Origin of the sequence: Streptomyces lomondensis (assembly GCF_014651035.1) — a bacterium.
GTDB lineage: Bacteria > Actinomycetota > Actinomycetes > Streptomycetales > Streptomycetaceae > Streptomyces > Streptomyces lomondensis.
Genome location: NZ_BMWC01000012.1, coordinates 228,335 through 253,991 on the forward strand (window position 1 = coordinate 228,335; position 25,657 = coordinate 253,991).

The 25,657-nt window shown below is 69.0% G+C and carries 28 protein-coding genes, 1 tRNA gene and 1 pseudogene; 12 read left to right on the forward strand and 18 right to left on the reverse strand.

Annotated features, from left to right (window positions below):
- Positions 1-31: 31 nt before the first annotated feature.
- Entirely contained in the window at positions 32-835 is an 804-nt protein-coding gene (locus IE255_RS32525; protein ID WP_229906681.1) for a TetR/AcrR family transcriptional regulator, read from the reverse strand.
- 426 nt (positions 836-1,261) lie between these two features.
- Positions 1,262-2,260, reverse strand: a complete 999-nt coding sequence (locus IE255_RS32530; RefSeq protein WP_190053983.1) for a sigma-70 family RNA polymerase sigma factor — start codon at positions 2,258-2,260, stop codon at positions 1,262-1,264.
- A gap of 204 nt (positions 2,261-2,464) precedes the next feature.
- Between IE255_RS32530 and IE255_RS32535 the strand changes: the two genes are divergently transcribed.
- Positions 2,465-2,983 carry a GNAT family N-acetyltransferase gene (locus IE255_RS32535; protein WP_190053984.1) on the forward strand — a complete coding sequence of 173 codons (519 nt, stop codon included), beginning with the start codon at positions 2,465-2,467 and terminating at the stop codon, positions 2,981-2,983.
- A 54-nt stretch (positions 2,984-3,037) separates the two neighbouring features.
- Here the strand turns inward: IE255_RS32535 and IE255_RS32540 are convergent, their stop codons facing one another.
- Entirely contained in the window at positions 3,038-3,823 is a 786-nt protein-coding gene (locus tag IE255_RS32540) for a dioxygenase family protein (RefSeq protein WP_190053985.1), read from the reverse strand.
- Positions 3,824-3,913: 90 nt separating this feature from the next.
- On the opposite strand from IE255_RS32540, the gene IE255_RS32545 reads away from it, so the two are divergent.
- Positions 3,914-4,447 carry a MarR family winged helix-turn-helix transcriptional regulator gene (locus IE255_RS32545; protein WP_190053986.1) on the forward strand — a complete coding sequence of 178 codons (534 nt, stop codon included), beginning with the start codon at positions 3,914-3,916 and terminating at the stop codon, positions 4,445-4,447.
- A gap of 176 nt (positions 4,448-4,623) precedes the next feature.
- Here the strand turns inward: IE255_RS32545 and IE255_RS32550 are convergent, their stop codons facing one another.
- Both IE255_RS32550 and IE255_RS32555 read right to left on the reverse strand, forming a co-directional pair.
- Positions 4,624-6,162 (reverse strand): MFS transporter, encoded by a 1,539-nt coding sequence (locus tag IE255_RS32550; protein ID WP_190053987.1) that lies wholly within the window; start codon positions 6,160-6,162, stop codon positions 4,624-4,626.
- A gap of 169 nt (positions 6,163-6,331) precedes the next feature.
- The gene (locus tag IE255_RS32555) at positions 6,332-6,976 is read right to left on the reverse strand and encodes a TetR/AcrR family transcriptional regulator (RefSeq protein ID WP_190053988.1); all 645 of its coding nucleotides are present in this window, start codon (positions 6,974-6,976) and stop codon (positions 6,332-6,334) included.
- 318 nt (positions 6,977-7,294) lie between these two features.
- Here IE255_RS32555 and IE255_RS32560 point away from each other — a divergent pair, with 318 nt between their 5' ends.
- The 3 genes from IE255_RS32560 to IE255_RS32570 all read left to right on the forward strand — a co-directional run bounded on the left by IE255_RS32560 (position 7,295) and on the right by IE255_RS32570 (position 10,725).
- Positions 7,295-8,614: a M6 family metalloprotease domain-containing protein gene (locus IE255_RS32560; RefSeq protein WP_190053989.1), complete on the forward strand. Its 1,320-nt coding sequence runs from the start codon at positions 7,295-7,297 to the stop codon at positions 8,612-8,614.
- A gap of 358 nt (positions 8,615-8,972) precedes the next feature.
- Positions 8,973-10,562, forward strand: a complete 1,590-nt coding sequence (locus tag IE255_RS32565; RefSeq protein ID WP_190053990.1) for an IclR family transcriptional regulator domain-containing protein — start codon at positions 8,973-8,975, stop codon at positions 10,560-10,562.
- 90 nt (positions 10,563-10,652) lie between these two features.
- Positions 10,653-10,725, forward strand: a tRNA-Arg gene (locus IE255_RS32570).
- Between the two features lie 108 nt (positions 10,726-10,833).
- Here the strand turns inward: IE255_RS32570 and IE255_RS32575 are convergent.
- The 10 genes from IE255_RS32575 to IE255_RS32620 form a co-directional block, all read right to left on the reverse strand.
- On the reverse strand, positions 10,834-11,964 hold the full coding sequence (locus IE255_RS32575) for a tyrosine-type recombinase/integrase (RefSeq protein WP_190053991.1): 1,131 nt from the start codon (positions 11,962-11,964) through the stop codon (positions 10,834-10,836).
- A complete protein-coding gene (locus IE255_RS32580) occupies positions 11,964-12,176 on the reverse strand; it encodes a helix-turn-helix domain-containing protein (protein WP_040252376.1) in 213 nt (70 codons plus the stop codon). The genes IE255_RS32575 and IE255_RS32580 overlap by 1 nt, the downstream gene beginning before the upstream one ends.
- The gene (locus tag IE255_RS32585; protein ID WP_190053992.1) at positions 12,169-13,464 is read right to left on the reverse strand and encodes a replication initiator; all 1,296 of its coding nucleotides are present in this window, start codon (positions 13,462-13,464) and stop codon (positions 12,169-12,171) included. The genes IE255_RS32580 and IE255_RS32585 overlap by 8 nt, the downstream gene beginning before the upstream one ends.
- 154 nt (positions 13,465-13,618) lie before the next feature.
- Positions 13,619-13,864: a SpdD protein gene (locus IE255_RS32590; RefSeq protein ID WP_190053993.1), complete on the reverse strand. Its 246-nt coding sequence runs from the start codon at positions 13,862-13,864 to the stop codon at positions 13,619-13,621.
- Between the two features lie 29 nt (positions 13,865-13,893).
- Positions 13,894-14,082 carry a hypothetical protein gene (locus tag IE255_RS32595; protein ID WP_190053994.1) on the reverse strand — a complete coding sequence of 63 codons (189 nt, stop codon included), beginning with the start codon at positions 14,080-14,082 and terminating at the stop codon, positions 13,894-13,896.
- 15 nt (positions 14,083-14,097) lie between these two features.
- Positions 14,098-14,289 (reverse strand): mobile element transfer protein, encoded by a 192-nt coding sequence (locus tag IE255_RS32600; protein ID WP_004986816.1) that lies wholly within the window; start codon positions 14,287-14,289, stop codon positions 14,098-14,100.
- A gap of 12 nt (positions 14,290-14,301) precedes the next feature.
- The gene (locus IE255_RS32605) at positions 14,302-14,961 is read right to left on the reverse strand and encodes a DUF2637 domain-containing protein (protein WP_190053995.1); all 660 of its coding nucleotides are present in this window, start codon (positions 14,959-14,961) and stop codon (positions 14,302-14,304) included.
- 78 nt (positions 14,962-15,039) lie between these two features.
- Positions 15,040-16,416: an FtsK/SpoIIIE domain-containing protein gene (locus tag IE255_RS32610; protein ID WP_190053996.1), complete on the reverse strand. Its 1,377-nt coding sequence runs from the start codon at positions 16,414-16,416 to the stop codon at positions 15,040-15,042.
- On the reverse strand, positions 16,416-16,772 hold the full coding sequence (locus IE255_RS32615; RefSeq protein WP_037760288.1) for an SCO3933 family regulatory protein: 357 nt from the start codon (positions 16,770-16,772) through the stop codon (positions 16,416-16,418). The genes IE255_RS32610 and IE255_RS32615 overlap by 1 nt, the downstream gene beginning before the upstream one ends.
- 166 nt (positions 16,773-16,938) lie before the next feature.
- Positions 16,939-17,658, reverse strand: a complete 720-nt coding sequence (locus IE255_RS32620; protein ID WP_229906686.1) for a GntR family transcriptional regulator — start codon at positions 17,656-17,658, stop codon at positions 16,939-16,941.
- On the opposite strand from IE255_RS32620, the gene IE255_RS39560 reads away from it, so the two are divergent.
- The 4 genes from IE255_RS39560 to IE255_RS32635 are packed head-to-tail and all read left to right on the forward strand — an operon-like array spanning position 17,572 to position 19,094.
- A complete protein-coding gene (locus IE255_RS39560; protein ID WP_229906688.1) occupies positions 17,572-17,814 on the forward strand; it encodes a hypothetical protein in 243 nt (80 codons plus the stop codon). The genes IE255_RS32620 and IE255_RS39560 overlap by 87 nt on opposite strands.
- A 20-nt stretch (positions 17,815-17,834) precedes the next feature.
- Positions 17,835-18,242: an NUDIX hydrolase gene (locus IE255_RS32625; RefSeq protein ID WP_037671386.1), complete on the forward strand. Its 408-nt coding sequence runs from the start codon at positions 17,835-17,837 to the stop codon at positions 18,240-18,242.
- A 46-nt stretch (positions 18,243-18,288) separates the two neighbouring features.
- The gene (locus IE255_RS32630) at positions 18,289-18,714 is read left to right on the forward strand and encodes an ATP-binding protein (protein WP_190053998.1); all 426 of its coding nucleotides are present in this window, start codon (positions 18,289-18,291) and stop codon (positions 18,712-18,714) included.
- A complete protein-coding gene (locus tag IE255_RS32635) occupies positions 18,714-19,094 on the forward strand; it encodes a hypothetical protein (protein ID WP_190053999.1) in 381 nt (126 codons plus the stop codon). The genes IE255_RS32630 and IE255_RS32635 overlap by 1 nt, the downstream gene beginning before the upstream one ends.
- A gap of 381 nt (positions 19,095-19,475) precedes the next feature.
- Here IE255_RS32635 and IE255_RS39565 read toward each other — a convergent pair whose 3' ends face one another.
- Complete coding sequence (locus IE255_RS39565; RefSeq protein WP_229906687.1) at positions 19,476-21,050, reverse strand: ImmA/IrrE family metallo-endopeptidase; 1,575 nt, start codon at positions 21,048-21,050, stop codon at positions 19,476-19,478.
- A gap of 661 nt (positions 21,051-21,711) precedes the next feature.
- Between IE255_RS39565 and IE255_RS32645 the strand changes: the two genes are divergently transcribed.
- Positions 21,712-22,233 (forward strand): hypothetical protein, encoded by a 522-nt coding sequence (locus IE255_RS32645; RefSeq protein ID WP_190054000.1) that lies wholly within the window; start codon positions 21,712-21,714, stop codon positions 22,231-22,233.
- Positions 22,234-22,795: 562 nt separating this feature from the next.
- Here IE255_RS32645 and IE255_RS32650 read toward each other — a convergent pair.
- Positions 22,796-23,410, reverse strand: a complete 615-nt coding sequence (locus IE255_RS32650; protein ID WP_229906682.1) for a hypothetical protein — start codon at positions 23,408-23,410, stop codon at positions 22,796-22,798.
- A gap of 186 nt (positions 23,411-23,596) precedes the next feature.
- Between IE255_RS32650 and IE255_RS32655 the strand changes: the two genes are divergently transcribed.
- Complete coding sequence (locus IE255_RS32655; RefSeq protein WP_372487601.1) at positions 23,597-24,652, forward strand: helix-turn-helix domain-containing protein; 1,056 nt, start codon at positions 23,597-23,599, stop codon at positions 24,650-24,652.
- Positions 24,653-24,666: 14 nt separating this feature from the next.
- Complete coding sequence (locus IE255_RS32660) at positions 24,667-25,248, forward strand: HD domain-containing protein (RefSeq protein ID WP_190054001.1); 582 nt, start codon at positions 24,667-24,669, stop codon at positions 25,246-25,248.
- A 173-nt stretch (positions 25,249-25,421) separates the two neighbouring features.
- Here IE255_RS32660 and IE255_RS32665 read toward each other — a convergent pair.
- A pseudogene (locus IE255_RS32665) lies at positions 25,422-25,657 on the reverse strand (IS481 family transposase); the annotation flags it as partial.

The window sequence follows — 25,657 nt, forward strand, 5'->3', positions numbered from 1 at the left end:
TGGGGATTCGCCGACACGGCCAGCCCGACCCTCACGCCCCCCACGGGAACTCCCGCAGCGCCGCCAGGTTCCGCAGGGCGAGTTCCGCCGGGCTCCCCGGCCCCTCCACGGGCCCGTCCCCCTCGGCCCAGCCCTCCAGGGCCGCCCGCACCGCGGCGCTCGCGACGGCGGCGGCGAAGCGCGGTTCCGGCGCGGGGACGAGGTCGGGTTCCGGTCGGGTGACGACCTCGGGCTCCGGCCCAGTGACGCCCTCAGTTTCCGGCCCGGTGACGACCACGGGCTCCGGCGGGGCGGCAACGTTGTCGCCGGCGTCCGCAGGCGCTGAGCCCTCGGGCGCCGCGACACGTGTCACCCGTTCCGCCAGTACCTCCGCCAGCATCCGTTCCGACGCCTGGCACACCTCCGCCCACACCCGGCGCAGGGACGGGTTCGCCTCGGCCAGGCGCAGGAGCGTGCGGACCCACTCCCAGGAGGACGCCGAGACGCCGACGCCCGGGGTGAGGGTGTGCCGGACCCCGTCCTCCAGGGCCTGGAGGACGCCCGCGTCGGCGGGAGCGGCGCGCACCGCCGCCACCCAGCGCTGGGCACCGGCCGCGTAGAGCGGGGCGACGGCCTCCTCCTTGGTCGCGAAGTACCGGTAGAAGGTGCGCGGGGCGATGCCGGCGGCCTGGGCGATGTCCTCCGCACGGGTGGCACGCAGGCCGTGCCGTACGAAGAGACCGGCCGCCGCCCGGGCGATCTCCATCCGCGTCTCGGCCTTCCGCCGCTCGGTCAGCGAAACCTGGGACGCCTGGGATGCCTGCCCCTGGGGCGGTGTCGGGGTGGTGCTGCTCACGCCCGGCAGGCTATGCCCATGTGACACAATCTGCCATCTGGCGGGCCACCCCGTGGTTCAGGTACGGGGTGGCCCGCCCTCCAGCTCCCGTTCCGGCGAGGCGGCCGGTACGCAGAGAGCCGGGCCCCGGCGCCCGGGGGGAGGGACGCCGAAGCCCGGCCTTGGGAGAGTCCCGGCGCCGGGGGGAGTGCGACGGGACTTGGCTCTGAGGGGGCCAGAGGCGTGGCCCCGGACCCGAACTGGTGGGCCCGGAAGTCTTGTTCCCGGAGCCCAGCGGGTTGAAGCGGCGTTACAACGCCATGTTTGCGCGGTCTTTCGCCACCCGGCGTACGCGGTGACCACCGGGCGTACACTGCCCGTCACCCACCGGCCATGGGTACGAGCCGTACGCCCGGGCGCCCACCGTGCCCATCGTGCTCGCCGGCGTCACGCCGCCGCGTCGAACCCGGTGCTGCGGGCCAGCTTCTTCAGCTCCAGCAGCGCGTGCTTCTCGATCTGGCGGATGCGCTCGCGGGTCAGGCCATGCTCCTTGCCGACCTCGGTCAGCGTGCGCTCCCGGCCGTCCTCGATGCCGTAGCGCATCTTGATGATGGAGGCCGTGCGCTGGTCGAGGCGGCCGATGAGGTCGTCGAGCTCCTCGCTGCGCAGCAGCGTGAGCACCGACTGCTCGGGCGACACCGCGGAGGTGTCCTCCAGGAGGTCGCCGAACTGGGTCTCGCCCTCGTCGTCCACCGACATGTTCAGCGAGACCGGGTCGCGGGCCCAGTCGAGCACGTCGATGACGCGCTCGGGCGTCGAGCCGAGCTCGGCGGCGATCTCCGCGGGCTCCGGGTCCCGGCCGTGCTCGCGGTTGAACTCGCGCTGCACCCGCCGGATCCGGCCAAGCTCCTCCACGAGATGGACGGGCAGGCGGATCGTACGGGACTGGTCGGCTATCGACCGGGTGATGGCCTGGCGGATCCACCACGTGGCATACGTGGAGAACTTGAAGCCCTTGCGGTAGTCGAACTTCTCGACCGCGCGGACCAGGCCGGCGTTGCCCTCCTGGATCAGGTCCAGCAGCGGCAGGCCGCTGCGGGGGTAGCGGCGGGCGACGGCGACGACCAGGCGGAGGTTGGAGCGGATGAAGACGTCCTTGGCCCGCTCCGCGTCGGCGACCAGGGCTTCGAGCTCCTCGCGGGTGGCGTCCGCCTTGGTCTCCTCGTACCCGTCGAGGACCTGCCGCGCGAACACACCCGCCTCTATGACCTGGGACAGCTCGACTTCCTTGGCGGCATCGAGCAGCGGTGTGCGCGCGATCTCGTCGAGGTACATGCCGACCAGGTCGCGGTCGGCGATCTCGCCGCCATGGGCGCGAACACTGCTTGCCGCGTCGGCCGTCTCGCCGGTGGCGGACTGACGACGGGCGACGGCACGGGTTGCCATGCGTGCTCCCTTGCGATGGTGAGGTCAGCGGGTGGTCCTTCGGACGCTGGACTCCGTCTCCGGGACTCTCCGGACTCTCCTCGGGTGCCCTGCATCCGATGGAAACAACGACTGGAATCAGGACAGAATTCCCACCCGGACCCCCAATTTTTCTGATCATGCAGTACCCTGTCGGGCCGCTGTCCGGCCACCCGAGGAGACGCGATGCCGTCGGCACGTACAGAGGTGCAGGTCAGGCCGGGAGTCGAGGATGACCTCGAAGCCCTCACGGCCCTCTACAACCACTACGTACGTGAGACGGCGATCACATTCGATACCGCGATCTTCACTCCGGAGGAGCGCCGCCCTTGGCTGCTCTCCCACCCTGAAGACGGGCCGTACCGCCTGATGGTTGCCGTGGACCCGGACACACAGGAGATCCTGGGGTACGCCACATCCAGCCCTTTCCGGGCGAAGCCCGCCTATGCGACCTCCGTGGAGACGACGGTGTACGTCGCCCCGCACGCCGGCCGCCGCGGCGTCGGCACCCTCCTCTACAAGGCCCTCTTCGAGGCCCTGTCCGGCGAGGACCTGCACCGCGCCTACGCCGGCATCGCGCAGCCGAACGAGGCGTCGGCCCGGCTGCACGAGCGCTTCGGCTTCCGGTACGTCGGCACGTACCGGGAGGTCGGCCACAAGTTCGGCCGCTACTGGGACGTGGCCTGGTACGAGAAACCGCTCTAGGCCCGGTACGAGAGACCGCTCCAGGCCCGGTACGAGAAACCACTCCAGGGGCGGTCAGCCGAACTGCAGGGACCGCTTCGCCAGCCCCATCCAGAACCCGTCGATCACCGACTTCTGGACATCCAGCTCACCGGCCGCGTCGGCCGCGCCCATGGTGACGAAGAGCGGGGCGAAGTGCTCGGTGCGCGGATGGGCCAGCTGCCCCGCGGGCGACTTGCGGGTGAAGTCGAGCAGGGCGTCCACGTCACGCGCCTCCAGCGCCCGCCGGCCCCAGTCGTCGAACTCCGCCGACCAGGCGGGGACGCCGCCCTGCCGGAGCGCGGCCAGGTTGTGCGTGAAGAAGCCGGAGCCCACGATGAGCACGCCCTCGTCCCGCAGCGGGGCGAGCCTGCGGCCGATCTCCATGAGCCGGACCGGGTCGAGCGTCGGCATCGACACCTGGAGGACCGGGATGTCGGCCTCCGGGTACATCTCGACCAGCGGGACGTACGCGCCGTGGTCGAGGCCGCGGTCGGGGACGTCCTGGACGGGCATGCCGGGGGCGCGCAGCAGCTTCCGTACCGACTCGGCGAGCTCCGGTGCGCCCGGAGCTTCGTAGGTCACCCGGTAGTAGTGCTCCGGGAAGCCCCAGAAGTCGTAGACGAGCGGGACGGTCTCGGTGGCGCCGAGGGCGAGCGGGGCCTCCTCCCAGTGGGCGGAGACGATCAATATCGCCTTGGGGCGGGGCAGGCCGGCGGACCAGGCGGCCAGTTCACCGGGCCAGACCGGGTCGTCCGCCAGCGGCGGGGCGCCGTGGCTGAGGTACAGGGCGGGCATGCGCTCCTGAGTGGCGGCGGACATGCTGCGGCTCCCTCCAAAACATGGTTCCCTGACAAAACTGTACGGGCCATTTGTTTAAGATTCAAGGAGGGGCCGCGTAGAGTGGAAGACATGAAGGCACCCGCATCCGCACCGGCAACCGGCTCCGTCGCGGAGCCCCAGGGACCGCGCTGGCTCAACGACGAGGAGCAGCGCGTCTGGCGCTCGTACATGGAGGGCACCACCCTCCTCGACGACCATCTCGACCGTCAGCTCCAGCGCGACGCGGGCATGCCGCACGTCTATTACGGCCTTCTGGTCAGGCTCGCCGAGGCGCCGCGGCGGCGGCTGCGGATGACGGAGCTCGCCATGCTGGCGAAGATCACCCGCTCCCGCCTCTCGCACGCCGTCGCGCGCCTGGAGAAGAACGGCTGGGTGCGCCGGGAGGACTGCCCCGACGACAAGCGGGGCCAGTTCGCCGTGCTGACGGACGAGGGCTACGAGGTGCTGCGGCAGACCGCGCCGGGCCATGTCGAGGCCGTACGCCAGGCGGTCTTCGACCGGCTCACCCCGGAACAGCAGAAGTCCCTCGGCGAGATCATGCGGATCATCGCCGAGGGACTCCAGCCGGCCGAAGCGGGTGCGGACCTGCCCTGGCTCCGCTGAAGCGGGTGCGGACCTGCCGCGGCTCGGGCTGAAGCGGGTGCGGACCTGCCGCTGAAACAGGCGCGGACCTGCCCCGGCTCCGCTGAGCGGGAGCCGGGGCAGGTCCCGGAACCGTAGGCGCGAGGCGTCCCCTCCCCGTGCCTACGGGTGGCCCGAAGGGGTGCGGGGCGCGGCCGTCAGTGGGCGACGACCGGGATCGGCACCTCGTCCGCCGCGTCCTCGTCGGAGCCGGTCACCGCGGTGGTGCCCGGACGGCCGGCGTTGACGAAGGTCAGGGCGATCGCGGCGGCCACCACGAGGATGCCGACGGCGAACCAGATGGCGCTGGTGTAACCCTCCACCATGCCCTCCAGCTGGACCAGCTGCTGCTGGGACCGGCTGGTCGCCCCCACGATGTGGTCGGCGATGTAGGACGTGGTCGCCGAGGCGGCGATCGTGTTCAGCAGGGCCGTGCCGATCGCGCCGCCCACCTGCTGCGAGGTGTTGACCATCGCGGAGGCGACTCCGGCGTCCCGCGGCTCGACGCCCTGGGTGGACAGCGACATGGCCGGCATGAACGCCGTACCCATGCCGAGGCCGAGCAGCAGCATCGCGGGCAGCAGCAGGGCGGCGTACGAGGATCCGATCTCCAGCCGGGTCAGCAGCAGCATGCCGAGCGCGGCGACCAGGAAGCCGGGGCCCATCAGCAGGCGCGGCGCGACCCGGGTCATCAGGCGGGTGCCGATCTGGGTGGAGCCCGTGATCATGCCCACGATCATCGGCAGGAACGCGAACCCGGTCTTGACCGGCGAGTACCCCTTCACGATCTGGAGGTAGTAGGTCAGGAAGAGGAACAGGCCGAACATCGCGATGATCGCGAGGCCGAGGGAGAGGTAGACACCGCCGCGGTTGCGCTCGGTGACCACCCGCAGCGGCAGCAGCGGGGCCTTGACCTTGGACTCGACGACCACGAAGGCCAGGAGCAGCACGGCCGAGGCGACGAACATGCCGACGGTCACGGAGTCGCTCCAGCCGTCCGACTCGGCGCGGGTGAAGCCGTAGACGAGGGCGACCAGGCCGAGGGTGGACAGGATCACGCCGGGGATGTCGAGCGGGGAGCGGTTGCGGCCGCCCTCCGGCTCCCGGATGACGAAGTAGGCACCGGCCGCGGCGACGATCGCGAACGGGATGTTCACGAAGAACGTCCAGCGCCAGTCCAGGTACTCGGTGAGGAAGCCGCCCAGGATCAGGCCGACGGCACCGCCGCCGCCGGCGATCGCACCGTAGATGCCGAACGCCTTGGCGCGCTCCTTGGCGTCGGTGAACATCACGGCGAGCAGGGAGAGCGCGGCGGGCGCGAGCAGGGCGCCGAAGACACCCTGGAGGGCGCGGGCGCCGAACATCATCGCCTCGTTGGTGGCCGCGCCGCCGAGCGCGGAGGCCGCGGCGAAGCCGCCAAGGCCGACGACGAAGGCCTTCTTGCGGCCCCACAGGTCGGCTATCCGGCCGCCGAACAGGAGCAGGCCGCCGAAGGCGAGGGCGTAGGCCGTGACGACCCACTGCCGGTTGCCGTCGGAGATGCCCAGGTCCTGCTGGGCGGAGGGCAGGGCGATGTTCACGATGGTGGCGTCCAGGACGACCATCAGCTGGGCGAGCGCGATGAAGACGAGCGCTTTCCAGCGGCCGGCGTCCGGTGCGGCCGGAGCGCCGAGAGCCTTTGAGGCTGTTTGAGACATGGAGGTACCCACTTCGGGACTTCGTGACGGAAAAAAGGTGATGAAAGGGGACGACTTGCCTATGGAGACGGCCGTAGGGACTGTCGCCTGGCCTTCAGACGGTTGGGAAGAGCTGAACTAATCGGTCGGGGCTGGCCGGTCAGGGGCTAGCTGGTCAGGGGCTAGCTGGTCAGGGGCGACGCAGATCCTCCAGAGTCACGGCCGTGCCCGGCAGGACGGAACGAGCAGGAGCCCGCAGCCCGTCCAGGAACAGCTGGAGATGACGGTGGACGAAGCGGTCGGCGCGGAAGCAGTCCGTACCGGCCGGGGGCCTGCTGAGCTGGGCCACGGCGATCATGACGTCCCCGACGTCCACGTCGGAGCGGAGCTGCCCGGCCGTCCTGGCCCGGTCCATGACCTCGGCGACCTGCCGCTCGACCCGTTCGCGCGCGGCCTCCAGATCCGGGTGGTGCTTGTCGAACGTGCTGGAGACCATCGGGCAGAGGGCGCTGATCCGCTCGTCGGCGGCGGCGTGCACGAAGCGCTCCAGCGCCTCGAACGCGTCGCCGGTCTCGGCGAGCGCGAGCTCGGCCGCGGCGGCCGTACGGTCCATGACGGAGCAGACGACCTCGCGGACCAGCGCGTCGCGGTCCGGGAAGTTGCGGTACACCGTGGCGTTGCCGACGCCGGCCCGGCGGGCGATCTCGTCGAGCGGCACCTCGGGGCCGTGCTCGACGAACATCTCCCGGGCGGCGGTGACGATCCGCTCCCGGTTGCGCAGGGCGTCGGCGCGCGGCCGGGGCGCCTTGCGCGGTACGGGGGTGGCGGTCTGCACGGCGTACTCCTGGCGTGAGGTGTGACGTGTGTGGGTCTACGGTGAGGCGATCCGGGGACGAGCTCCCCGTTTCGCTCGGACACAGGTCTAAACGGGGAATGGATCCCCGGTAATTCCCACCCCCGGCACCCATTGCTTGTGACCTGCCTCACAACCTCTGACTGCGCCTACAACCTCTGCCTGCGCCTACTCGCCGGAAACCCACGATCGGTCTCCTCCAACGCGCGCCCCCACACCCCGCGACGCAGGGTGATCGCAAGGGCGCAGCCGGAGACCGCCGGCTGCCACGGCGCGGGAGGTCCCTTGCAGGTCACTCGCATGCAGCCGCAGCCTCAGCGACCCCGGCGGGGCAGCCCGGGGCCGCTCGGCCGCCGGATATCCCGGCGCCGCCTGGCCGCCCTGGCCTGCGTGACCGCCCTGACCTTCACCGCCAGCACCTCGGCCGGCACGGGCCGCCTCTCCCCCGGCGCCACCACGGCCGGAGCGGGCCCGATCGCCCTGTCCCGCACCTCCGCACACGGCCCCTGCATGATCCGCGCCGCCCGCGAGGTCCAGATGTCCGAGGGCATCCCCACTTCCGACGGCTACTCCCGCTCCACCGGCACCGTCCGCGCCCTCACCCTGATGATCGACTTCTCCGACGCACCCGGCGAGGGCAAGGCCCTGGACCGCTTCCGGGAGTTCTTCCCGCAGACCCGCCAGTGGTTCCGCACCAGCTCCTACGGCCGCCTCGACTACCGCCCCGAGACCCCGATCCCGGCGTGGCTGCGGATGCCGAGGTCCTTCCGCGAGTACGGCATAGAGCGCGGGGCCCCGTTCGACCCCGGTTACCGCGCGCTGGTCCAGGACATCGTGGCCGCGGCCGACCCGGAGGTCGACTTCCGCCGCTACGACCTGCTGAACGTGCTGGTCACCCCGAACGCCGGCCCCTCCGCCCTGGACACGGTCCTGTCCGTCACCTTCGCCGGCAACCCCGAGGCCCCCAGGGCCGACGGCGTCCCCGTCGCCAACGCCTCCTTCGTCTACTCCCGCCAGGACGACGGCTCCGGCTCCTACGGCCGCACCGGCTACCGCGTCCTCCCCCACGAGAACGGCCACGTCTTCGGCCTGCCCGACCTGTACACCGCGGAGGGCGGGGGCGCGGTCGGCCACTGGGACATCATGAGCGAGGACTGGGGCGCCAACAACGACTTCCTCGGCTGGCACAAGTGGAAACTGGGCTGGCTGGACGCCTCCCAGGTGCACTGCGCGGCGTCCCCCGGCACCACGGAGTACACCCTGACACCGCTGGCCCGCGCGGGCGGCCCCAAGCTGGTCGTCGTCCCCCTGAACGGCAGAACCGGCTACGCCGTCGAACTGCGCACCCGCGCCGGCAACGACGAGTCGGTGTGCCGCCCCGGCGTCCTGATCTACAAGGTCGACGCGGCGGTGGACACGGGCATGGGCCCGGTCACGGTCTACGACTCCCGCCACGACAGCGGCGGCTGCACGCGGGCGCCGAACGTCCATGCGGAGCTGTCCGACGCGCCGTTCAGGGCGGGGGAGACGTTTCGGGACGCGCGGAGGGGGATTGTGATCGGGGTGGTGGGGGCGGTGGGTGCGGACGGGGGGGTTCGGGTGCGGGTGACGCGGGAGTGATCGGGTGCGGGTGACCAGGGAGTAGGGCCGGACCAGCGGAGCAGGTCCTGCGTGGTCTCCGGCAAGCGCCGGGTCCGGATTACCGTAGGCGTGCCGCGACCGCCGTACCGGAGAGCCGATGCCAGCGAAGCCCATGCCCGAGACCCCCCAGGGGTCCACCCGACCGGCTGACGAGAACGGGGAGACGGGTGGGGGGACGGCCGAGGACGGATCGGCACCGGCCGCGGGGACGGCCGAAGACGGATCGGCACCGGCCGCGGGGACGGCCGAAGCCGGATCGGTAACGGCCGCGGAAGACGAATCGGTACCCGCCGCGGGAACGCATACGCCGCCACAGCCCGTCCCCCCGGCGGAGGCGGTGACTCCGCTCATCCGCGGGATCGCGGTGCTGCGGGAGCTGACGGAGGCGGACGGCACACTGAGCCTGAGCGGACTGGAACGGGCCACGGGCCTCGCCCGCTCCACGGTCGACCGCATCACGGCCACCCTCGCCCGCATGGGCTACGTCCGCCTGGACGGCCGGGACGTGCGCCTGTCCCCCCGTCTGATGGAACTGGGCAACGCCTATATGTCGTCCCTGCGCCTCCCCGCCCTCCTCTCCCCCCACGCGGACGCCCTGGCCGACGAACTGGACGAGTCGGTCTCCCTGGCGGTCGCCGACCGCGACGGCATCCGCTTCATCCACCAGGCGACCCGCCGCCGCGCGATGTCCCTGAGCTTCCGCATCGGCGACCTGCTCCCCGCCGAACGCACGGCGCCGGGCCCGCTGTTCGCGACCGAGTGGACACAGACCGACTGGCAACGCTGGCGGGCTCGCAGGGCGGCGGACCCGAGGGACCTGTCCTTCACGGCCGTACCGCCACGCAAGTACGGAACGGACGCGAGGTACGACGAGGACTTCGTACGCCGCACGCGGGAGGCGTCGGCGAACGGCTGGGCCGTGGACGACCAGCTGATCGAACCGGGCCTGGTGGCGATCTCGGCACCGGTCCGGTCCCCGCACACCCACGGTGCGGCGCCGGCTGGAGGCCGGATCGCGTGCGTGGCGAGCGTGGTCAGCCACACGAGCCGCCACACGGCACACCACCTGCGGACGACGCTCCTCCCGAGGCTGCGGTCGGCGGTGGCGGCGATGGAGGAGGAACTCCGCCGCACCCCGCCCCCGGAGCCGGGCCCACCCCCCTCGGACCTGGCGCTCTGGACGGGCGCGTCCAAACTCCAGCTCGGCCGGGACTTCATCGAATCCCTGGCCCGGGGCCTGACGGTCCTCACGGCGTTCGGCGAGGGCCGGCCGGAGCTGACTCTCACGGAGGTGGCCCGGGCCACGGGCCTGGCCAGGGCGACGGCCCGCCGGGCCCTGATCACGTACGAGTACCTGGACCTGGTGACGCCGACGGGAACCCGCACCTTCACCCTCACCCCCCGGGTCCTCTCCCTGGGCTTCCCGCCCCTCTCCCGCACGACCCTCCCCGAGATCGCCCAGCCCCACCTGGCCGACCTGACGTCCCGCATCCACGAGTCGACGTCCCTGGCGGTGCTGTCGGAATCGGGCGAGGAGATCCAGTACACGGCGAGGGTGGCCACGGGCCGGGTGATGAGCGTGAACATCACGGTGGGCACACGCCTGCCGGCCCACGCGACGGCCCTGGGCCGAGTCCTCCTGGCAGACCACCTCGACCAAGCCTTGGAGAACACCTTGGCCTCGGTCCGCTCCGAGGGCTACGCCCTGGTCGACGAGGAACTGGAGGAAGGCCTCCGCTCCCTCGCGGTCCCCATCCGCGACCGCGCCGGACGGGTGGTGGCTGCCCTCAACACGGCGATGCACGCGAGCCGCCACTCCCTGCGCGAGTGCGTCACGGACCTCCTCCCCGAACTGACGTCCACAGCCACCCGCATCGAATCAGACCTCCACACCGCCGCCCGCTTCACCCACGTCCCCCTGACCTGACCCCCACACCCGCCCGACCCGCATCCGGTACGCTTTCGCCTGTGGTCCTACCCGACCACAGGCACGCCGCTCCTTGCGTCCGCTGCCACTGCCTTCGTAGCTCAGGGGATAGAGCACCGCTCTCCTAAAGCGGGTGTCGCAGGTTCGAATCCTGCCGGGGGCACAGCCAGAAGGGCCAGCTCAGGAGGGGTTTCCTCCCAGGCTGGCCCTTCGTCGTTTTCGGGGTCGTGCCACACGCGTGCCACTAGAGTCCACGCGGAGTCCACATCCCCTAGTCGGTGGCCTCTCCCCCACCCTCGCGGATCATGGCTCCGAGACGATCGGCGATGGCCCGGTCACGGTCGCTGGTCATGTGCTGATAGATCAGCGCGGCGCGCGAGCTGCTGTGCCCCATCCTCGTCATCAGCTCCCGCGTGCTGGCCCCTGCCGTGGAGGCCAGCGTGTTGCCCGTGTGCCGCAGGTCGTGAAAGTGCAGTTCGGTCGTGACGCCAGCTGCCTTCCGGGCCTTGACCCAGTCGTCGCGGAAGTTGCTGCGACGCAACTGCCCGCCCTGGGGTCCGACAAAGACGTGCCCCTCACGGCCGGGAGCAGCGAAGTGCTCCAGGTGGTGCGTGACCGCGTCGAGGAGTTCGGCCGGGAAGGAGACTGAACGAACCCCGGCCGCGGACTTCGGCGCCTTGTCGAAGAGCCGGCCGTCCTGCAACTCGGCCTGAGCGCGGCGCACAGTGACAGTCAGCACCTCCAGGTCGATGTCCCGGCGTCGCAAGGCCGCCAGCTCCCCGAACCGCAGCGTGGTGAAGGCCGCCAGGAGCACGAGCAGCCGGTAGCGCGGCGCGATGGAGTCGGCAACGGCGAAGACCTCCGCGACCGTGAGGACCGGCCGCTCGGGCACGTCGTAGCGGTCTGCGCCCTTGATGCGGCACGGGTTGCGCCGGATCAGTTCGTCGTCGACGGCCGTGTTCATCAGGGCGCGCAGCAGTTGGTACGCCTTGACGACCGTCGGTTCCCCGACGCCGGCCGCGAGGAGCTTGCCGCGCCAGCTGCGTACCCGGGCCGTGGTCACGTCGGCCACGCTCCCGGCCCCGAAGGTGGGCAGGATGTGCAGCCGCATCACCGACTCGTTCCGCTCGCGGGTGCGGTCAGCAAGCTTTCGGTCCCGCAGCCACGCGGTGGCGTACTCCTCGAAGTTCACCGCCCCGGCGTCCGGGTCCGACCACTGTCCGCGCGTGATGTCCGACTCGATGTGCGTCAGCGCGACTTGGGCGTCTGTCTTGGTCGGGTAGGTGTTCTCCGCCGGGCGCAGTTGCCCCGTCTCCGGGTCCCGGTAGCGGACCTGCCACCGGCCGGACGGAAGCTGCCGGACCGAACCGAAGTCCCTTCGCCTCCCCTTCTTGTTGGCCATCAGGCAGCCCTCCGCAGGGAGCTGCGCCGATGGCCGATCGGCTGCACCGTATGGGCGTCGATGAAGGCGTTCAGTGCGCTCTCCGGGATACGGACGTGTCGGCCGACCTTGACGAACACGATGCGTCGCTCGGCGATCAGGCGGCGCGGAAAGCGTTCCGTGGTGCCGAGGAGTTCGGCCACCTGCGACACGGTCAGGTAGCGGTCAGCCATGGGTGGACTCTCCTTCCGTTCCGAGGGCGGGTTCGAGGGTTTCGGCGAGCCAGGCTTCGGCGTCGGTGAGGCCGGTTCCGGCGTAGACCCAGTGCGCGAGGACGAGGGTTGTGTCCGGGCCGGTCTCGGTCGCTTCGGCGGCTTGTGCGCGGCGCCACTCGGCGCGGGCATCACGGAGGGCGCCGAGGGTGGTGGAGTAGCGACGGGACTTTGTGGAGAAGTGGCCACGGAAGCCGAGCATGTGGGCCCAGGCCCGCAGGCGGAGGTGCTCGAGGTCCTTCCGGGCGCCGAGCGTCCAAGCCGTGCGGATCAGTTGGCGGGCGTGGTCGCTGATGTCGAGCTGGGCGAGTTCGGCGAGGAACTTAAGCGGCCGGTCCAGGGCTCCCGTGGCGGTCTCGGCGCCTTTGGTCGCGTACTTGGCGATGTACGCGGCAACGGCCCGCTCGCTCAGCTCCTGGCCACCGTCGAAGTCGGCCGAGCGGATGGTGCGTACGTCAAGCTGACGGCCGAAGGTGAGGACGTGCGCGCGGCCGTCGATGACGGGGCCCTCCACCCGAACCGCAGCAGTAGCGGCGCGGATGGCGTCGGTCAACAGCTCGGCGGTGGCCCAGGCGGGAGGCGGGGTGTCCCCGCCCTCGGGGCCGTCGATGCGGATGACGGCGTGGAAGTGGACGGTCCCACGCTTCTGGTACTCGGCGACCTTGGCGAAAGACACCCGGGCGTGCTCGCGGAAGGCGCGCTGAGTCAGTCCGGCGCACTTGGCGACCTCCCGGCGCAGGTAGGTCGAGAAGCGCCGCCACAGGGGACCGGCGTGCGCGTTCCAGAGCACGGCCGCTTCGTAGTCGTAGGTGTCCGGGTCAAGCGGGGTGCCGAGTGCGGGGTCGTCCTGATCGTGGAGCGTGCCGCAGCGGCAGCGGCGGACCGAACCGGCCGGGCCGGTGGGGCGGTTGTGGACCGGGCCAAAGCTCGGCGCGGTGAAGGTGGCGAACACTCGCGGATGTGCGGCAACGCGTTCGGGGACGCCCTTGCCGCCGCGAAGGCCGGAGGTGATCAGGTGGAAGGTGTCGCGGCGGTAGACCTCGGCGCAGGCCGCGCACCGGGTCGTGCGGCGGTTGTTGCAGCGGACCAAGAGGTGCCCGGCCGGGAGGCTGGAGGAGTCGAGGTGGTGGAGGACGTTGCCGATCTCGCCGGTGCGGGTGTTCACGTCGTACTCGGTGCGGTGGCCGTCGAGGCGGATCGGGTGTGTGCAGCCGCCGAGGCCGGCGAGCTGGCGCAGGAGTGCGGGCATGGTGCCGAGGGCGGCCAGTTCGCCGAGTTCGTGGAGCGGGGGCGGAGTGGCGCGGGTGATGATGGCTTCTCCTTCTGGTTTCGGCTGGAGGGAGAGGGCCCCCGGGGCGGCGGATGCTTGGCGGTATCGAGGCCGCCCCGGGGGGTCTGGTGTGTCAGCGGCGGTGCTGGTCGCGGAGCATCGAGCGCAGGACCACGGCGGCGACGGCCACGGAGACGGCCGTGACGGCGACGGCGGCCAGGAGCGCGGTCAGCACGACGCCGCCGACGAGGACGGCCGCGACCGCTCCCGTGCTGACGGAGATCTGAGGGGCGGGACGCCGCGCGGGCACCTGGTCGGCAACGGTGTGGGGGTATGCGGGCGGCGGTGTCGGGCTGTCGGGGTACTTGGGCAGGAACACGGCGAAGGTCTCCTTATCTACTCGTCTAGTCATGTGCCGTTGACGATGTCCACGCCGGAGCGCGTACCGGACTCGATGGCCGGAGCCATGAACGTGTGCGAGAGCCAGAAGCCGAAGAGGGCGATCAGGACGACAATCCACGTGCGGACGCCGAGGAACTTGACCGCTCCCCAGGCGAAGAAGCCGAGGACGACGACGAGCGGCAGGCTGACGGTCACGGTTTCCGGGTCCTTTCAGCGGACGGGGCAGCGGTGGGTACGGGCGGCCAGCTCGGCGGCAGCGCGGCTGTCGTAGTCGGCGGAGAAGCCGCAGCGCGGGGCTGTGCAGGCGGCGGTGTGCTTCTCCCGGCCGCGACCGTCGTAGGACGTGCCGACCTGGACGGGGCCGATGCGGGTGACGGAGCGGAAACGGCGGTTGGCGCTCACGTGGGTCTCCTCTCAGAGCTGGGCGGCGATGGCGTCGGCCATGGGCGGCGGGACGCCGAGGCGGGCGCGCAGGGTCGGGGTGTCGATGGCCGTTCCGGTGCGGGCGTGGTGCTCGGCGGCGACTTTGCGGGCGTGCTCGACCAGGGCAACCGGGACAGCGACCGGAGGCGGGGCCGACGGTGGGTCAGGTGCCGGGTCGGCTACCGGTGGCATCGGTGGTTCTTGTGCAGGCTGGGGCACGTCCTCCTGGTCCTCGATGTCCTCGCATTCCTGTTGGGCCACGGCGTTCCCGGTCTCGTCGGGCGACGCCGGCGGCGAGTGGACCAGGAGGGTTCCGCCAAGGAAAGCGACCGCGGGCCAGCCCGCGACGAGGATGCGGAGCCAGGCCGGTACGTGGTCCAGGTCGAGCAGTCCGGCTGTGGCCACGTTCGCGCCGAGGGACGCGGCGAGTGCGATCAGGAACCAGCACCACCCGGCCGCTTTCGCCTCCCCGGAGCGCAGTCGGCGCCAGGCAGCAACGAGCAGCAGGTCAACGCTGATCGGGTAGGCCCACGCTTTCCACCCGTCCTGTCCGGCCGCCGAGGCGACGTCGTGGAGGTGGGCGAAGGACAGCGCGGCGGCGATGACCGCCTGAACGAGCACCGCATCGACGCGGGCCAGGTGGGCGCGCATGCTGCGGCTCCTTCCGGTCGGGCATGGGAGGGGTAGGGACGTGGCGTGAGGCGGTCACGCCGACCGAGGTTGCGCGGGTCAGTCGGTCACCAGTCGGGGCCGCACCGCCGGGCCCGGTGTCTCGACGGGCCGTACGGGCACGTCGGGCCGGAAAGGCTTGAGCGCGGGCAGGTCGGGAACAAGGTGGGCCGACTCCCGGCAGGTCTCGGCCGCGTCGCCCAGCGACAAGTACGGCGTGCGGATGCGGGACCAGCCGCCTGAGGTGTCACCGGCCACGGCGAGGCCGGGCCGTTCGGGGGCGATGGCGCAGGCGGCCGTGACCGCTTCGGGTGCGATGTCGCCGAGCGCCATCTTCGCGGAGGCCTCGTCGTTCACCCGGTGGCAGACGCGACCGGTCAACTGCGCTCGCAGCATGGTGGCGCCCTTGCCGAGTTCGGCGCCGAAGCGCTGGCCGCAGACCTCCAGGTAGATGCCAGCCGCGCGGCCGAGTTGGGCGAGCCGAATGAGCTGGGTGACCATCTCGTCCCGCCGTTCCTCGTCCTTCCTGGTGGCGACGAGGAATAGTTCAGCGACCTCGTCCACGAACAGAACGAGGGGAACGGGGCGTTCGGAGTCGGGCAGTCCCCAGACGTCCGAAGTGATTTCCTCGGCCGGAGTGTCCGGCGCGATGCCCTGCCGGGCCTTAATCAGGTCGTATCGGTCCTCCATTTCCTTCACGAGCACGGGCAGCAGCTCGGCGGCCTGCTCCGGATCGGTAGCCAGCGCGGACAGCCGAGGAGCGAACGGCGCCAGCTCCACACCACGCTTGCAGTCGATGCCGACCAGGGCGACCGGCTGAGAGGCGAGTCCGGCGATCAGGTGCCGCAGATACATGGACTTGCCCGACAGCGTCGCGCCGAGGGTGAGTTGGTGGGGCACAGTCCGGTAGTCGCGCACGAAGGGCGTGGCGTCCTCCCGCAGGGCAACCGGAACGCTCAGCAATCCAACATCGATCTTGCGCGGCATCCGCACCCGGTGCAGGACATCGAAGCCGACAAGACGCAGTTCGACCACACCCGGCTTGACCGTCGAGACGTACACGGCGTGAACGCCCCAGGCGTGCCGCAGCCGTTCCGCCGAGGCTGCTACGTCGGCTGGTTCCTGCCCCGGAGCGAGCCGGAGACGGAGCCGCAGCCCGGTCGAGGTGGGCCGGATGATGCCCCGACGAGGCGGTACGGGGCGGACCTCACGGCGGGTGGTGGCCTTGACCGCCAGCATCCGCAGCCGGGAGGGGGCCACGGTCAGGCCGCAGGCCTCCATGACCGATCCGTAGGAGCTGAGGAGCCGGGCCGTGGATATCGGCAGGCCGACCGTGGACCAGTACACCCCGGGGTGCTTGGCCCGGGCGTAGGCGGCCCCGCCGCCGATTGCGGCGACAGGACCACCCACTTCCAGGAGTGTTGTCAGGTCGGTCATCAGGCAGCGGCCCCGGTGGCGGCCGGGAACGCGGCCGGTGTCACGGCGGCTGCTCGGTAGGCGATGCCGTGGCGCTGCTGGCCGTTGAAGACGCTCTCCCACGGTCGGGCCACCAGCCCCGGCAGCGAGACCGGAGCCCCGAGGGTCAGCCCCTCGGACACTCCGCTCTCGGGAACGGTGACCTTGATCAGCGACGACTCGCCGTCTTCCAGGTAGACGACGCCGATCGTCATCAGTGCCTCTCCGCTGGTGACGTCCTTGGCGATCTCGCCGGTCTGCCGGTCGCGGACCTTGGGCTCGGGGGCCTCGGTCAGCAGGATCGTTGCGGCGGAGGTCTCTACACGGATGGTGCGCAAGACTTCTTCCCATCTACTCGTCTATACAAGATGCGGTGTTTGAACCCGATCTCCCGGGAACGGCAACCACCTTGCCATACAACTTGCCCACTCGTCTATACGAGTAAGCGTGTTGGGGTGTACGAGTTCGGAGAAGCCTCCCCGCGCACCACCACCGGTCAGGCGCTCACGTCGCCGGGAGCTGGTACGACAGCACGTAGGCATCCGCAGCCATGACCGTGTCGCAGACCTCCACGGCCCGCCCTTCCTGGTCGAACGCGGTACGGATCAGGTGGATGACCGGCACGCCGGAGGCCAGCCGCAGTGTGCGCACCTCATCGGGCGAGGGCATCCGGGCGCGGATCTCTTCCTCGAAGTGGTCGAGGCGGTGTCCCAGCTCCTCAAGCCGGGCGTAGATGCCACCGGGGCCGGGGTTGGGCTCGGCGATCGGTGTGCCCCGTGCGATGTCGAGCGGCAGATACGAGGTGGCGAACTCCACCGGCCGCCCGTCCAGCAGATACCGGCGACGCCGGGCGAGCACTCGCCGCACGGACCCGAGCCGGTTGGAGACGTCCTGGCTGGCCTTCTCTTCCTTGACCTCGAGGCTGTCCACCTGTGGGTGACTGCCGGCGGCGTCGGCCTCCACGATGAACGCGGACTTCCCCTGCTCGCGGTGGCGCCGGGCGAACCGGTCGGAGGCGAGCCGCCGTACAGGCGGTCGTGGTCGCACGAAGACGCCCTTGCCGTGCTCGGCATGGACCAGGCCCTCGCCCTGAAGGACGGAGAAGGAGTTTCGAACCGTCATACGGGAAACCCCGTAATGCTCGACAAGTTCGGCCTCCGAGGGCAGCTTTTCGCCCTCTTTGAATCGCCCACGGTCGATGGCCTCGCGCAGCTGGTCGGCGATCTGCCGGAAGACCGCACGATCGCTCGTGGGGTCGAGATCGCCGAGGAGGCCGGAAGGGAGAGAGGGCACGTGTACTCCTTTAGGTATCTAGACGAGTGGGCGAGCTTTGTTGCTACGGTGGAGAGCCTAGCCATCCGAGAGGGTAGAGGAACGTGAGCACCGACCGTCCGCACTCCGTGAGCGTCGCCGGAGTCATCGTCGACGACCAGGGCCGGGCCCTCTTGATCAAACGCCGCGACAACGGCCACTGGGAACCCCCGGGCGGAGTCCTCGAACGCGAGGAAACCATCCCCGAGGCCCTCCAGCGGGAAGTTTTGGAAGAGACCGGCATCAAGATCGCGCTTCCCGCGATGCTGACCGGGATCTACAAGAACATGAAGGGCTTGATCGTCTCCATGGTCTTCCGCTGTGAGGCCGCCGACGGTACGCCCACCACCGGGGACGAGACCCGCGCGCTGCGCTGGGCCACTCGTGAAGAGGTCATCGAACTCGCCGACGAGGCATACGCGATCCGCGTCCTGGACGCACTCGACGCGGTGTCCCCGCCGGCCATCCGCGCGCACGATGGCGTGAAACTCGTCTAGCCCGAACCCGCTGCACATTGCGGCCTACCAGCACGAAGGAACTTGTATGCACGAGTATACGAGCACCGTCCGGGTCTGGGGACTCACTTGCCCAGGATTTCCAGAAGAGGTCAGCCGGGCCCGCCGCTGGACGCGGGACATCCTGCGCGGATCACCCCTGGCTGACGACGCCGAACTGATCGTGAGCGAACTGAGCTCCAACGCGATCCTCCACACGGCGAGCGGCGGAGTAGGCAGCTTCCACCTGGCCCTCGCGGTCTCCCCCAAGGTGGTCGCCCTATCGGTCACCGACGACGGAGGGACAAGCACCGCCCCCAAGGCCGAGCAGCCCAACGAGGACGCAGTACACGGCCGCGGCTTGGGCATGGTCAGCGCCATCGCACACCGGGTCGTCGTCCACGGCAGCCACAGCGGCTACACCATCACCGCCGAACTCTTCACGGACACTCAGCCCGGAGGACACCCGTGCTGATGGACAAGCCCCAGCGCGGCTTCTGGTGCGAGTGCTGGACGCAAGACGTCAACGACGAGACAGGATGGCCGGCACTCCGGGCTTCCTTCGACGCCTACTCAGCACCGCAGGCCGATAGATGGGTAGCGGTCGCCCTGCGCACGATCTCACCAGCACTCGACCCGGACGCCTCCGACGAGGCCTGGGAATGGCTCCACGACGGCCGCATCGATACACGGCGAGCCCTCTTACGCATGGAACCCTGCACGGTCTCTCTGACACACGCCAACACCCGCATCACATGGACGATCCGGCCAGTGGTCTTCCTACCGCTAGCCCACCGCCAAGGCGTCGATCTCCCAGCCTGCGCATACGACTTCAACGCCCGCGCCGCAGACTGAGTTACAACTTTCTCTACTGGTTCAAGGCGGCTCGCTCCGCTCACCGCGCGGCCCGGCCCCCGGCCGGGCCTGCGCTCCTGTCTCCGCCCCGCTCCAGCCCGGCCGGCGCCCGTGCCGCGCGCACAGCAACCAGCCGCCTGATGCCAGAGAAGGGGTACGTCGTGGCTGAGGCGGTCGGCTCCACGGCTTTAGGCAGCCACTTTGGCGCGAGCCTCGAAGATCATAGCCCCAACGTCGTGCTTTACCGGGCAGGTCCACAGACTGCCCGACGCGCCGGAAGCTTACGGGGCCATGATCACTCGCGCCAAAGCAGCTCCAGCCCAAAGCCGCTCCACCGACCCAAGTGGCACAGCTCGCTGAATCAGTAATAAACCTCGCGATTCAAGCACCCAAGCCGGAGTTACGGCGCCACCGAGCCTTCAACTGGAACCTGTCGTCAACATCCAACTCGCCGAGATTGTGAAGACGGTCGATCATGGACGAAATGCTGACGTGCAAGCGCATGGCCAGACTTGAGATTGTCTCAAGATCTCGAATGTCACCATTAATCTGCGCGAGATGGTCTCGCAGTAGCCAGGTAGGCATCAAGAAGGCGGCCGCGAAGGCGTTAGCGCGCTGCTCTACAAAAAGAGGAGCCCATGGACCGGAAGCAACAGCTAGCTCACTGGCCCGATTACGATCAAGCAGCAGGTGGGCTAGTTCATGCGCCAACGTAAAGCGCTCGACCTCGCGACTCTGCCCCCACTTTGTTTGAGTGTTACAAAACACCTTAGGACGCTGGTTCGGCCCGAAAACAGAAACCGCACGAATTTCCCGATCGGAAAGGGTGATTTTCTCGTGTGGAATATTCAAAGCAGCAAATGCTGAATGAATGTCGACCCATGACCGATCTTGGTGCGCGTTCAGCATTTCACACGCACGCTCACCAAGCCAGCTTCCCTGCTCTCCCGGTGTTAGCTCTCGCACCTCAACCGGATCAAAGGAGAGTGCAAGCTTGTTAAGCCAAGGTGACGCATCGCTAACGTGATTCTTGACCAGCGCTCCGGCAAGGGTGATCACGTCATCGCGATTAATAGAAGGGCTGTACGCACCGTACACCAACTGTGCGTAAGCACTACCTTGAACAACGAGTGCCGTGACGCGATTGGCCCCCGTGATCTCTCGCCGCACACCGTCGGAGACGCCAGCAAGCGCCTGATCAACGGCCGAAGAGATGTCGTTGTATTTTTCAGTGTCCGTCCCAAGGCCCGCCAGCCAGGCCATACGGTTGGAGGCGTTAGAGTCGCTATAAATCGCTTCGATATTTGCGATCAGAGCGGCCACCCGACGTGAATCAGGTAGCCTTCGCCGAAGCTCTTGTGATGCAGCTTGAAGTACTGCATAAACGACTTCGGCAGCCTTTGCTAGATCAACCTCATAGCGCCTATGCGGGGCAAGGAAGGTGAATTCTTCAGGAATGCCGATGAGCCTCTCGGCTCCTGTAGACACCTCAAGCGAGGATCCATAGCGACGCATGTAGACATCTGGAAAGAGCCCACCTTCGCGAGCAGCCCTAACGCTGTGCCTATCCCACCAAGTGGTCCACTCGTCGAGCCACTCAAATTCATCCAATTCCTTAAGTGAAATCGGAGGACTCTTGGTCAGCGCCATAGCCTCAGCGGCCGAATAGCCGACATTCTTCAGAGGGAGCTGCTCTTCATGGAAAATAGGGTCCCAGTTTTGGGTTAGCCACTCCAGGAAGGAGATCATATACCAATGGGCAGCCTCAATTACCTCACCCTGCTCAAGGTGCGCACACAGGTTCTCTCCGGCCACCCACAACGCGAAAGAACCCCAAGAGTTGGCCTCCTCAGGGGTAGCGCGATCCTGCTCCCCGTGAGGGTTACGCAAAAACGAAAGCTTGAATGCAAAATCGGCAGGGTCTCCTGCCTGCATCTCCCAATTGCTCACAGTCATTGCGGTCACCAATACTCTTTGATGCTTCGACGCGATACTCGCTGGTCAGCTAACCACTGGCGCCGAAGTCTCTCGGGCACTCTCCTCCACTCGACCGGGAAGCCATGCCAGCAGTCCGGGGCGTGTTCATGCCCACAGTAAGCCCGCTCCCCGTCCGTAGCATATCTCTTACCCGGCTGGCTAGGGTCTACAACGCTGTCTGCTAGGAGTGTAGGCCCGTCAACTCCCGGCGGGCAGAGCGAGCCGCGCGCGCCCGGCTGCCACGGTTCCTTGTGCTTCGCGTTGGGCTCATACTTCAAGTTCCCCCCCAGTTACCGTAAGTAACGCCCATGCGGCCATGCAGCACCAGTGTCCAGGACGGTGCCCCTGAGGAGCAAGGGCCTGCGTCACTCGCACAGGGGATTGCCAGACGCAGGCCACCGCAAGACGCCTATCGCATCGCGTCAGTGCCGTCGCACGCCAAGCGCACCGGATGGAGCGAGGAACAAGGAGGAATCACAGGGAAAGCGGCCCAGCCCGACGCGGCCACGGGTCTGGTCGTTCGCCCAGGTCAGCGCCCGAAACGGGCCCCAATGGCCGCAGCTTCCCAGGTTGAGATCCTCAGCGCTTGGGACCACTTCCTTCTTCACAGCGCGCACCAACGTGTGCCCAATACAGTCGTATGGACTGGACCGCACCTCTGAGCGCCACAGCCGGCGCACTCGCTGGCATCGTCGCGACATTCGTTGTGGACCGAGACCGCTGGAAGCGTGCCCAACGAGCAGACGCGCAGACCGTTCTGCGCGAGGCCTTCGTGACCTACCTCTCTCACCTGGCCCGCGCGACAGAGAGCATGCGCTTCGCCTCAGAAGCTGCCTACGACACACCTGAAGGTCGCAGGCGTGCAGTCCGTGCCGCCTTCTCAGAGTCCGGTCTGTTCGAGCAACGGTTCAGCCTGACGATGCTTGCGCCGCCTCGCGTGGTCGAGCTGGGCGTCGAAGCGTTCCGCACCGTCCGAACGCTGCGCGATCTACTCGCGGATGGTGCACACGTTACGGATGGCACCTTCCAGACCGCACAGCACACCTATTACAAGGCCGTGCAGGCCACCGCATCCGCCATGCGCCAAGAACTCGGCATCCCTGAATTGCCCTTCGATCCCTTGGCGCCCAGCCACGACACCCGCACTCAACGGCACCCCTGAGCACCACTCCCGGGCGTGCCCCTGTGAGAGGAGCCCGGCCCGTGCCGGGTAGCCCCTGCCCACGCAGCCATCGCGTGCCACAGTCGTGCCAGATACCGGGGGCAGCCACGGTCAACCACGGTCGATACAGGCCGTATACGGGCCCGCTAGCTCGACCTAAGAAGCCGCAGGTCACCCCCAAGACGCCCCAGCCTCTCTCCTAAAGCGGGTGTCGCAGGTTCGAATCCTGCCGGGGGCACCAGCCAAAAGGCCCCGGACTGATCATGGTCCGGGGCCTTTGGCATCCAGCGCCGGCATCAACATGGGCGGTCGAAAGCTCCCGTCGCAATCTCGATGCCCTGCGAGTCGGGGGAATCGGGGGGCGGGGATGCCGGGGCGGTTCGTGCACGCCGCGCCTGCCGGTACTCCTCGTTCAGCTGGTCGGCTGTCGCGCAGGGCAGTGCGAGGTTCACGCCCTCCTTGTCCACCGTCGTGCACGTCGCGCAGGTGCTGCAGTGGTTCGCCAGGCGCACGTACGCATCCGTCCACGGGGCATCGACGAAGGACGGGTACGGGGTACCGCTCATGCCTCGGGCTCCGTCTCCACGCAGTGCCGTCCAGCGGCGATGAGCCGGGCGACCGTGAGCGGATTGCACAACACTGCGGCCGAGTGCATCGGCACCGACCAGTAAGAGGCAAATACGTATTCTCCGCTCACAGCATCCAGCCGCGGCACTCCCAGGTAACTGCCGCGGCCGAGGCAATCCACCTCCAGGGCGCGCCATGCCTTGGCCATCTGATGCAGCGTCGCCGGCATGCCAGCGGGCACCAGCGCGTAGTACCGCGAAAAGCGCGGGTCACAGATGACCGGCCCACCGCCCAGGGCCTCGGCCAGGAATTCGTCCAAGCAGCCGGCCTCGGTGCTGATGCTCAGGGCGGTCAGCAGACGCTCAGGAATCCGCACGGCGGAGAAAAGCCCACCGAGCGGCAGCATCGCCACCCGGTGCTGCTCCCACTCCGACCGGGCCCGGTCCCGGAGAGGAGCCGGCAGCGTCGCCAACAGCCAGTGCTCCGTCGCGAGCCGACGGTCCGTGGTGGGGTGGATGAGCAAGCCGGGCTCCGCCCTCATCGGGCGCAGAACTCCCAGCACGCCCGTGGCTTCCCCTGGCTGGTTACCTGCCGGCGCATCGGCGTCCACAGCTGCACCTTCCCTATACGCTCAGTTGTTGAGTCGCTACTGCCTGAACGGAGAAAGCGCTGATCACCGCATGAAGTGACTGGCGGTACAGGTATGGACGTGGCCCAGGCGGGATAGGGGGTTGAGGTGCCGTCAAGCCCAGGACGAACCCTGACTGGTGGTCGGGGTACACCCGCACGACCCCGGATCGGGGTCATCTCCGGGTACGCATTTCGGGTCGTCCGGGAGCAGCTTGGCCGGACGCAGGAGGACGTGGCCGAGCGGTTGGAGGTCTCGCCGGACACGGTCGCGGGCTGGGAGTCCGGGCGCCGCCCCCTGCCGGCGTTGCCGGTCGGGCAGATGCTTGTGCACCGGCACCGACTCATGCAGATGGGCACCTCCCCTGCCCTGCTCCAGGCCCTTGAGAGAGCGATAGAGGCCGACGTTCTCCTGGCCGGCGCCTTGGATGATCAGACACCCGTCGACGAGAGCCCGCTCGGGGCGTGGGTCATGCAGCGCGACCTGGTCGAGGTCCTCGCGTGGCCGCTCACTCGGGTGCCGCCGCAGCCGGTTCGCGATCTGCCCGCGCCTCGGCGGCCGCGCCGAGGACCCGTACCGTCAGCGCCCGAGCTGACAGTCACCGACCGGCGCAAGTTCTTCGCACGGATGCGGGACACGGCAGAACAGGCGCGCCGCGAGGAGCAGTTCTTGTTGCGACGCCAGGCGCTGTACCTGTCCGGCTACGACGACCAGGCCGACACTTCCGAGTGGCTCGCCCACCAGCAGGCCACGGAACGGCCCGGGGGATGGCTCATCGACTGGCTGAACGCCCGCTCCGTAGCGGCCGTCGCCGCGCGGCAGGGCGACCGCGAGCGGATGGGCCATTTCATCGACACCGTCCTGCTCGACAATGACCGCGGCGAGGCCGCGAACCTGAACTACTGGGCGTACTGGGTGGGCGAGAGTCGCCACCTCGAACTGTCCGACGACTTCATCGCTTCACGCGAACCTGGGCCCTGGCCCGGGGACAAGCTGCTCTCCCACCTCGCAAACGGACTGGCTCCTCACCACGGGTACGTCGACCTGAACATCCACTCCCTGTGGTCCCTGCTCGCCATCCGGCCCAACCTGCTGAAATCCGGGGCAGCGACCCGAGCCCTACGCGACCGGCTGCCCGTGATGTTGGATAGCCAGGAGTTGTCGGCTCGCGCTCGCCGTGAACTGGACAGCATCAGGTATGCGATCCGCCTTGCTGAGGCGTGAGAGGAGACTTGACCATGGCTGAAGAGCTGACCCAGGTGGCACGGTTTTTGTACGAAGCGGGGACGCTCAAACAGTCGAAGCGCACCGGGTGGTGGATGGCTGGGGTGCGCGACCCGGAGAGCGTTGCCGAGCACGCCTGGCGTACCTCGTTGATCGCCTCGATCATCGCCAAACTGGAGGGGGCCGACCCTGCCCGTGCCGCGTTCCTGGCGGTGTGGCACGACTCGCAGGAGACCAGGACCGGGGACGTCAATCACCTGGCCAAGAAGTACGGCGCTGGTGAAGTCGACCCCGCGGTGGTCACCGCCGACCAGGTGGCGGGCATGCCCGAGGCGCTCGCATCGACTGTGCGCGAACTGATCAGCGAGTACGAGGCCCGGGAATCTGCCGAAGCGATCTGCGCGCGAGACGCGGACAAGCTGGAGTGCATGCTGCAAGGCATCGAGTACAAAGCCCAGGGCTACGAGCACGCACAGCGGTGGATCGACAACAGCCGCGGTCGCCTCGTCACGAAGACGGCGAACGAACTGGCCGACCAACTGCTGGCGACCGACCCATTGGACTGGCTGCGCAGCACGCTGGGCGAGTTGGGCTGACCCTTCCTGCCACACCCACCGGCGGCAGAACAGTGAACTGCCGCCCTGTGCACTCGGCTCCAAGCCCCGGTCGACCGTGTCTAGTCCCAGGTGATGCTTGACGTTCTGGTCCCAGCTGATGCTTGACGGTGGGCCTAGACAACATCGGAATCCTTGTAGGGCTTGTCCGCCTTCCGGGGCCGGGGCGGCGGGCCCGCGGGCCGCAGGCCATGCAACCGCTGCACCTCCTCGCTGGTGAGCGGGTTGGGCCGCACCCGCAGCAGCTCCCGCGAGGACAGGTCGAAGAACGACAACGTGGCCTCCTCGATACGGACGCTCACCCGGCGCCCGCCGAGGATCTCCGCCGCCATCACCTGGCGCCCGCCCAGACCCACCAGGCCGTGGCTGTTCACCGTCCGGTCCACCTCGA

Excerpts from the sequence above, each read along its gene's own strand:
- IE255_RS32635 (WP_190053999.1), top strand. The coding sequence starts at position 18,714 with ATGGACAAGCCCCAGCGCGGCTTCTGGTGCGAGTGCTGGACGCAAGAC.
- IE255_RS32530 (WP_190053983.1), bottom strand. The coding sequence starts at position 2,260 with ATGGCAACCCGTGCCGTCGCCCGTCGTCAGTCCGCCACCGGCGAGACG.
- IE255_RS32550 (WP_190053987.1), bottom strand. The coding sequence starts at position 6,162 with ATGTCTCAAACAGCCTCAAAGGCTCTCGGCGCTCCGGCCGCACCGGAC.
- IE255_RS32545 (WP_190053986.1), top strand. The coding sequence starts at position 3,914 with ATGAAGGCACCCGCATCCGCACCGGCAACCGGCTCCGTCGCGGAGCCC.
- IE255_RS32535 (WP_190053984.1), top strand. The coding sequence starts at position 2,465 with ATGCCGTCGGCACGTACAGAGGTGCAGGTCAGGCCGGGAGTCGAGGAT.
- IE255_RS32605 (WP_190053995.1), bottom strand. The coding sequence starts at position 14,961 with ATGCGCGCCCACCTGGCCCGCGTCGATGCGGTGCTCGTTCAGGCGGTC.
- IE255_RS32660 (WP_190054001.1), top strand. The coding sequence starts at position 24,667 with ATGGCTGAAGAGCTGACCCAGGTGGCACGGTTTTTGTACGAAGCGGGG.
- IE255_RS32575 (WP_190053991.1), bottom strand. The coding sequence starts at position 11,964 with ATGGCCAACAAGAAGGGGAGGCGAAGGGACTTCGGTTCGGTCCGGCAG.
- IE255_RS32540 (WP_190053985.1), bottom strand. The coding sequence starts at position 3,823 with ATGTCCGCCGCCACTCAGGAGCGCATGCCCGCCCTGTACCTCAGCCAC.
- IE255_RS32610 (WP_190053996.1), bottom strand. The coding sequence starts at position 16,416 with ATGACCGACCTGACAACACTCCTGGAAGTGGGTGGTCCTGTCGCCGCA.
- IE255_RS32585 (WP_190053992.1), bottom strand. The coding sequence starts at position 13,464 with ATGCCCGCACTCCTGCGCCAGCTCGCCGGCCTCGGCGGCTGCACACAC.
- IE255_RS32645 (WP_190054000.1), top strand. The coding sequence starts at position 21,712 with ATGGACTGGACCGCACCTCTGAGCGCCACAGCCGGCGCACTCGCTGGC.
- IE255_RS32560 (WP_190053989.1), top strand. The coding sequence starts at position 7,295 with ATGCAGCCGCAGCCTCAGCGACCCCGGCGGGGCAGCCCGGGGCCGCTC.
- IE255_RS32580 (WP_040252376.1), bottom strand. The coding sequence starts at position 12,176 with ATGGCTGACCGCTACCTGACCGTGTCGCAGGTGGCCGAACTCCTCGGC.
- IE255_RS32630 (WP_190053998.1), top strand. The coding sequence starts at position 18,289 with ATGCACGAGTATACGAGCACCGTCCGGGTCTGGGGACTCACTTGCCCA.
- IE255_RS39560 (WP_229906688.1), top strand. The coding sequence starts at position 17,572 with ATGCTCGACAAGTTCGGCCTCCGAGGGCAGCTTTTCGCCCTCTTTGAA.
- IE255_RS39565 (WP_229906687.1), bottom strand. The coding sequence starts at position 21,050 with ATGACTGTGAGCAATTGGGAGATGCAGGCAGGAGACCCTGCCGATTTT.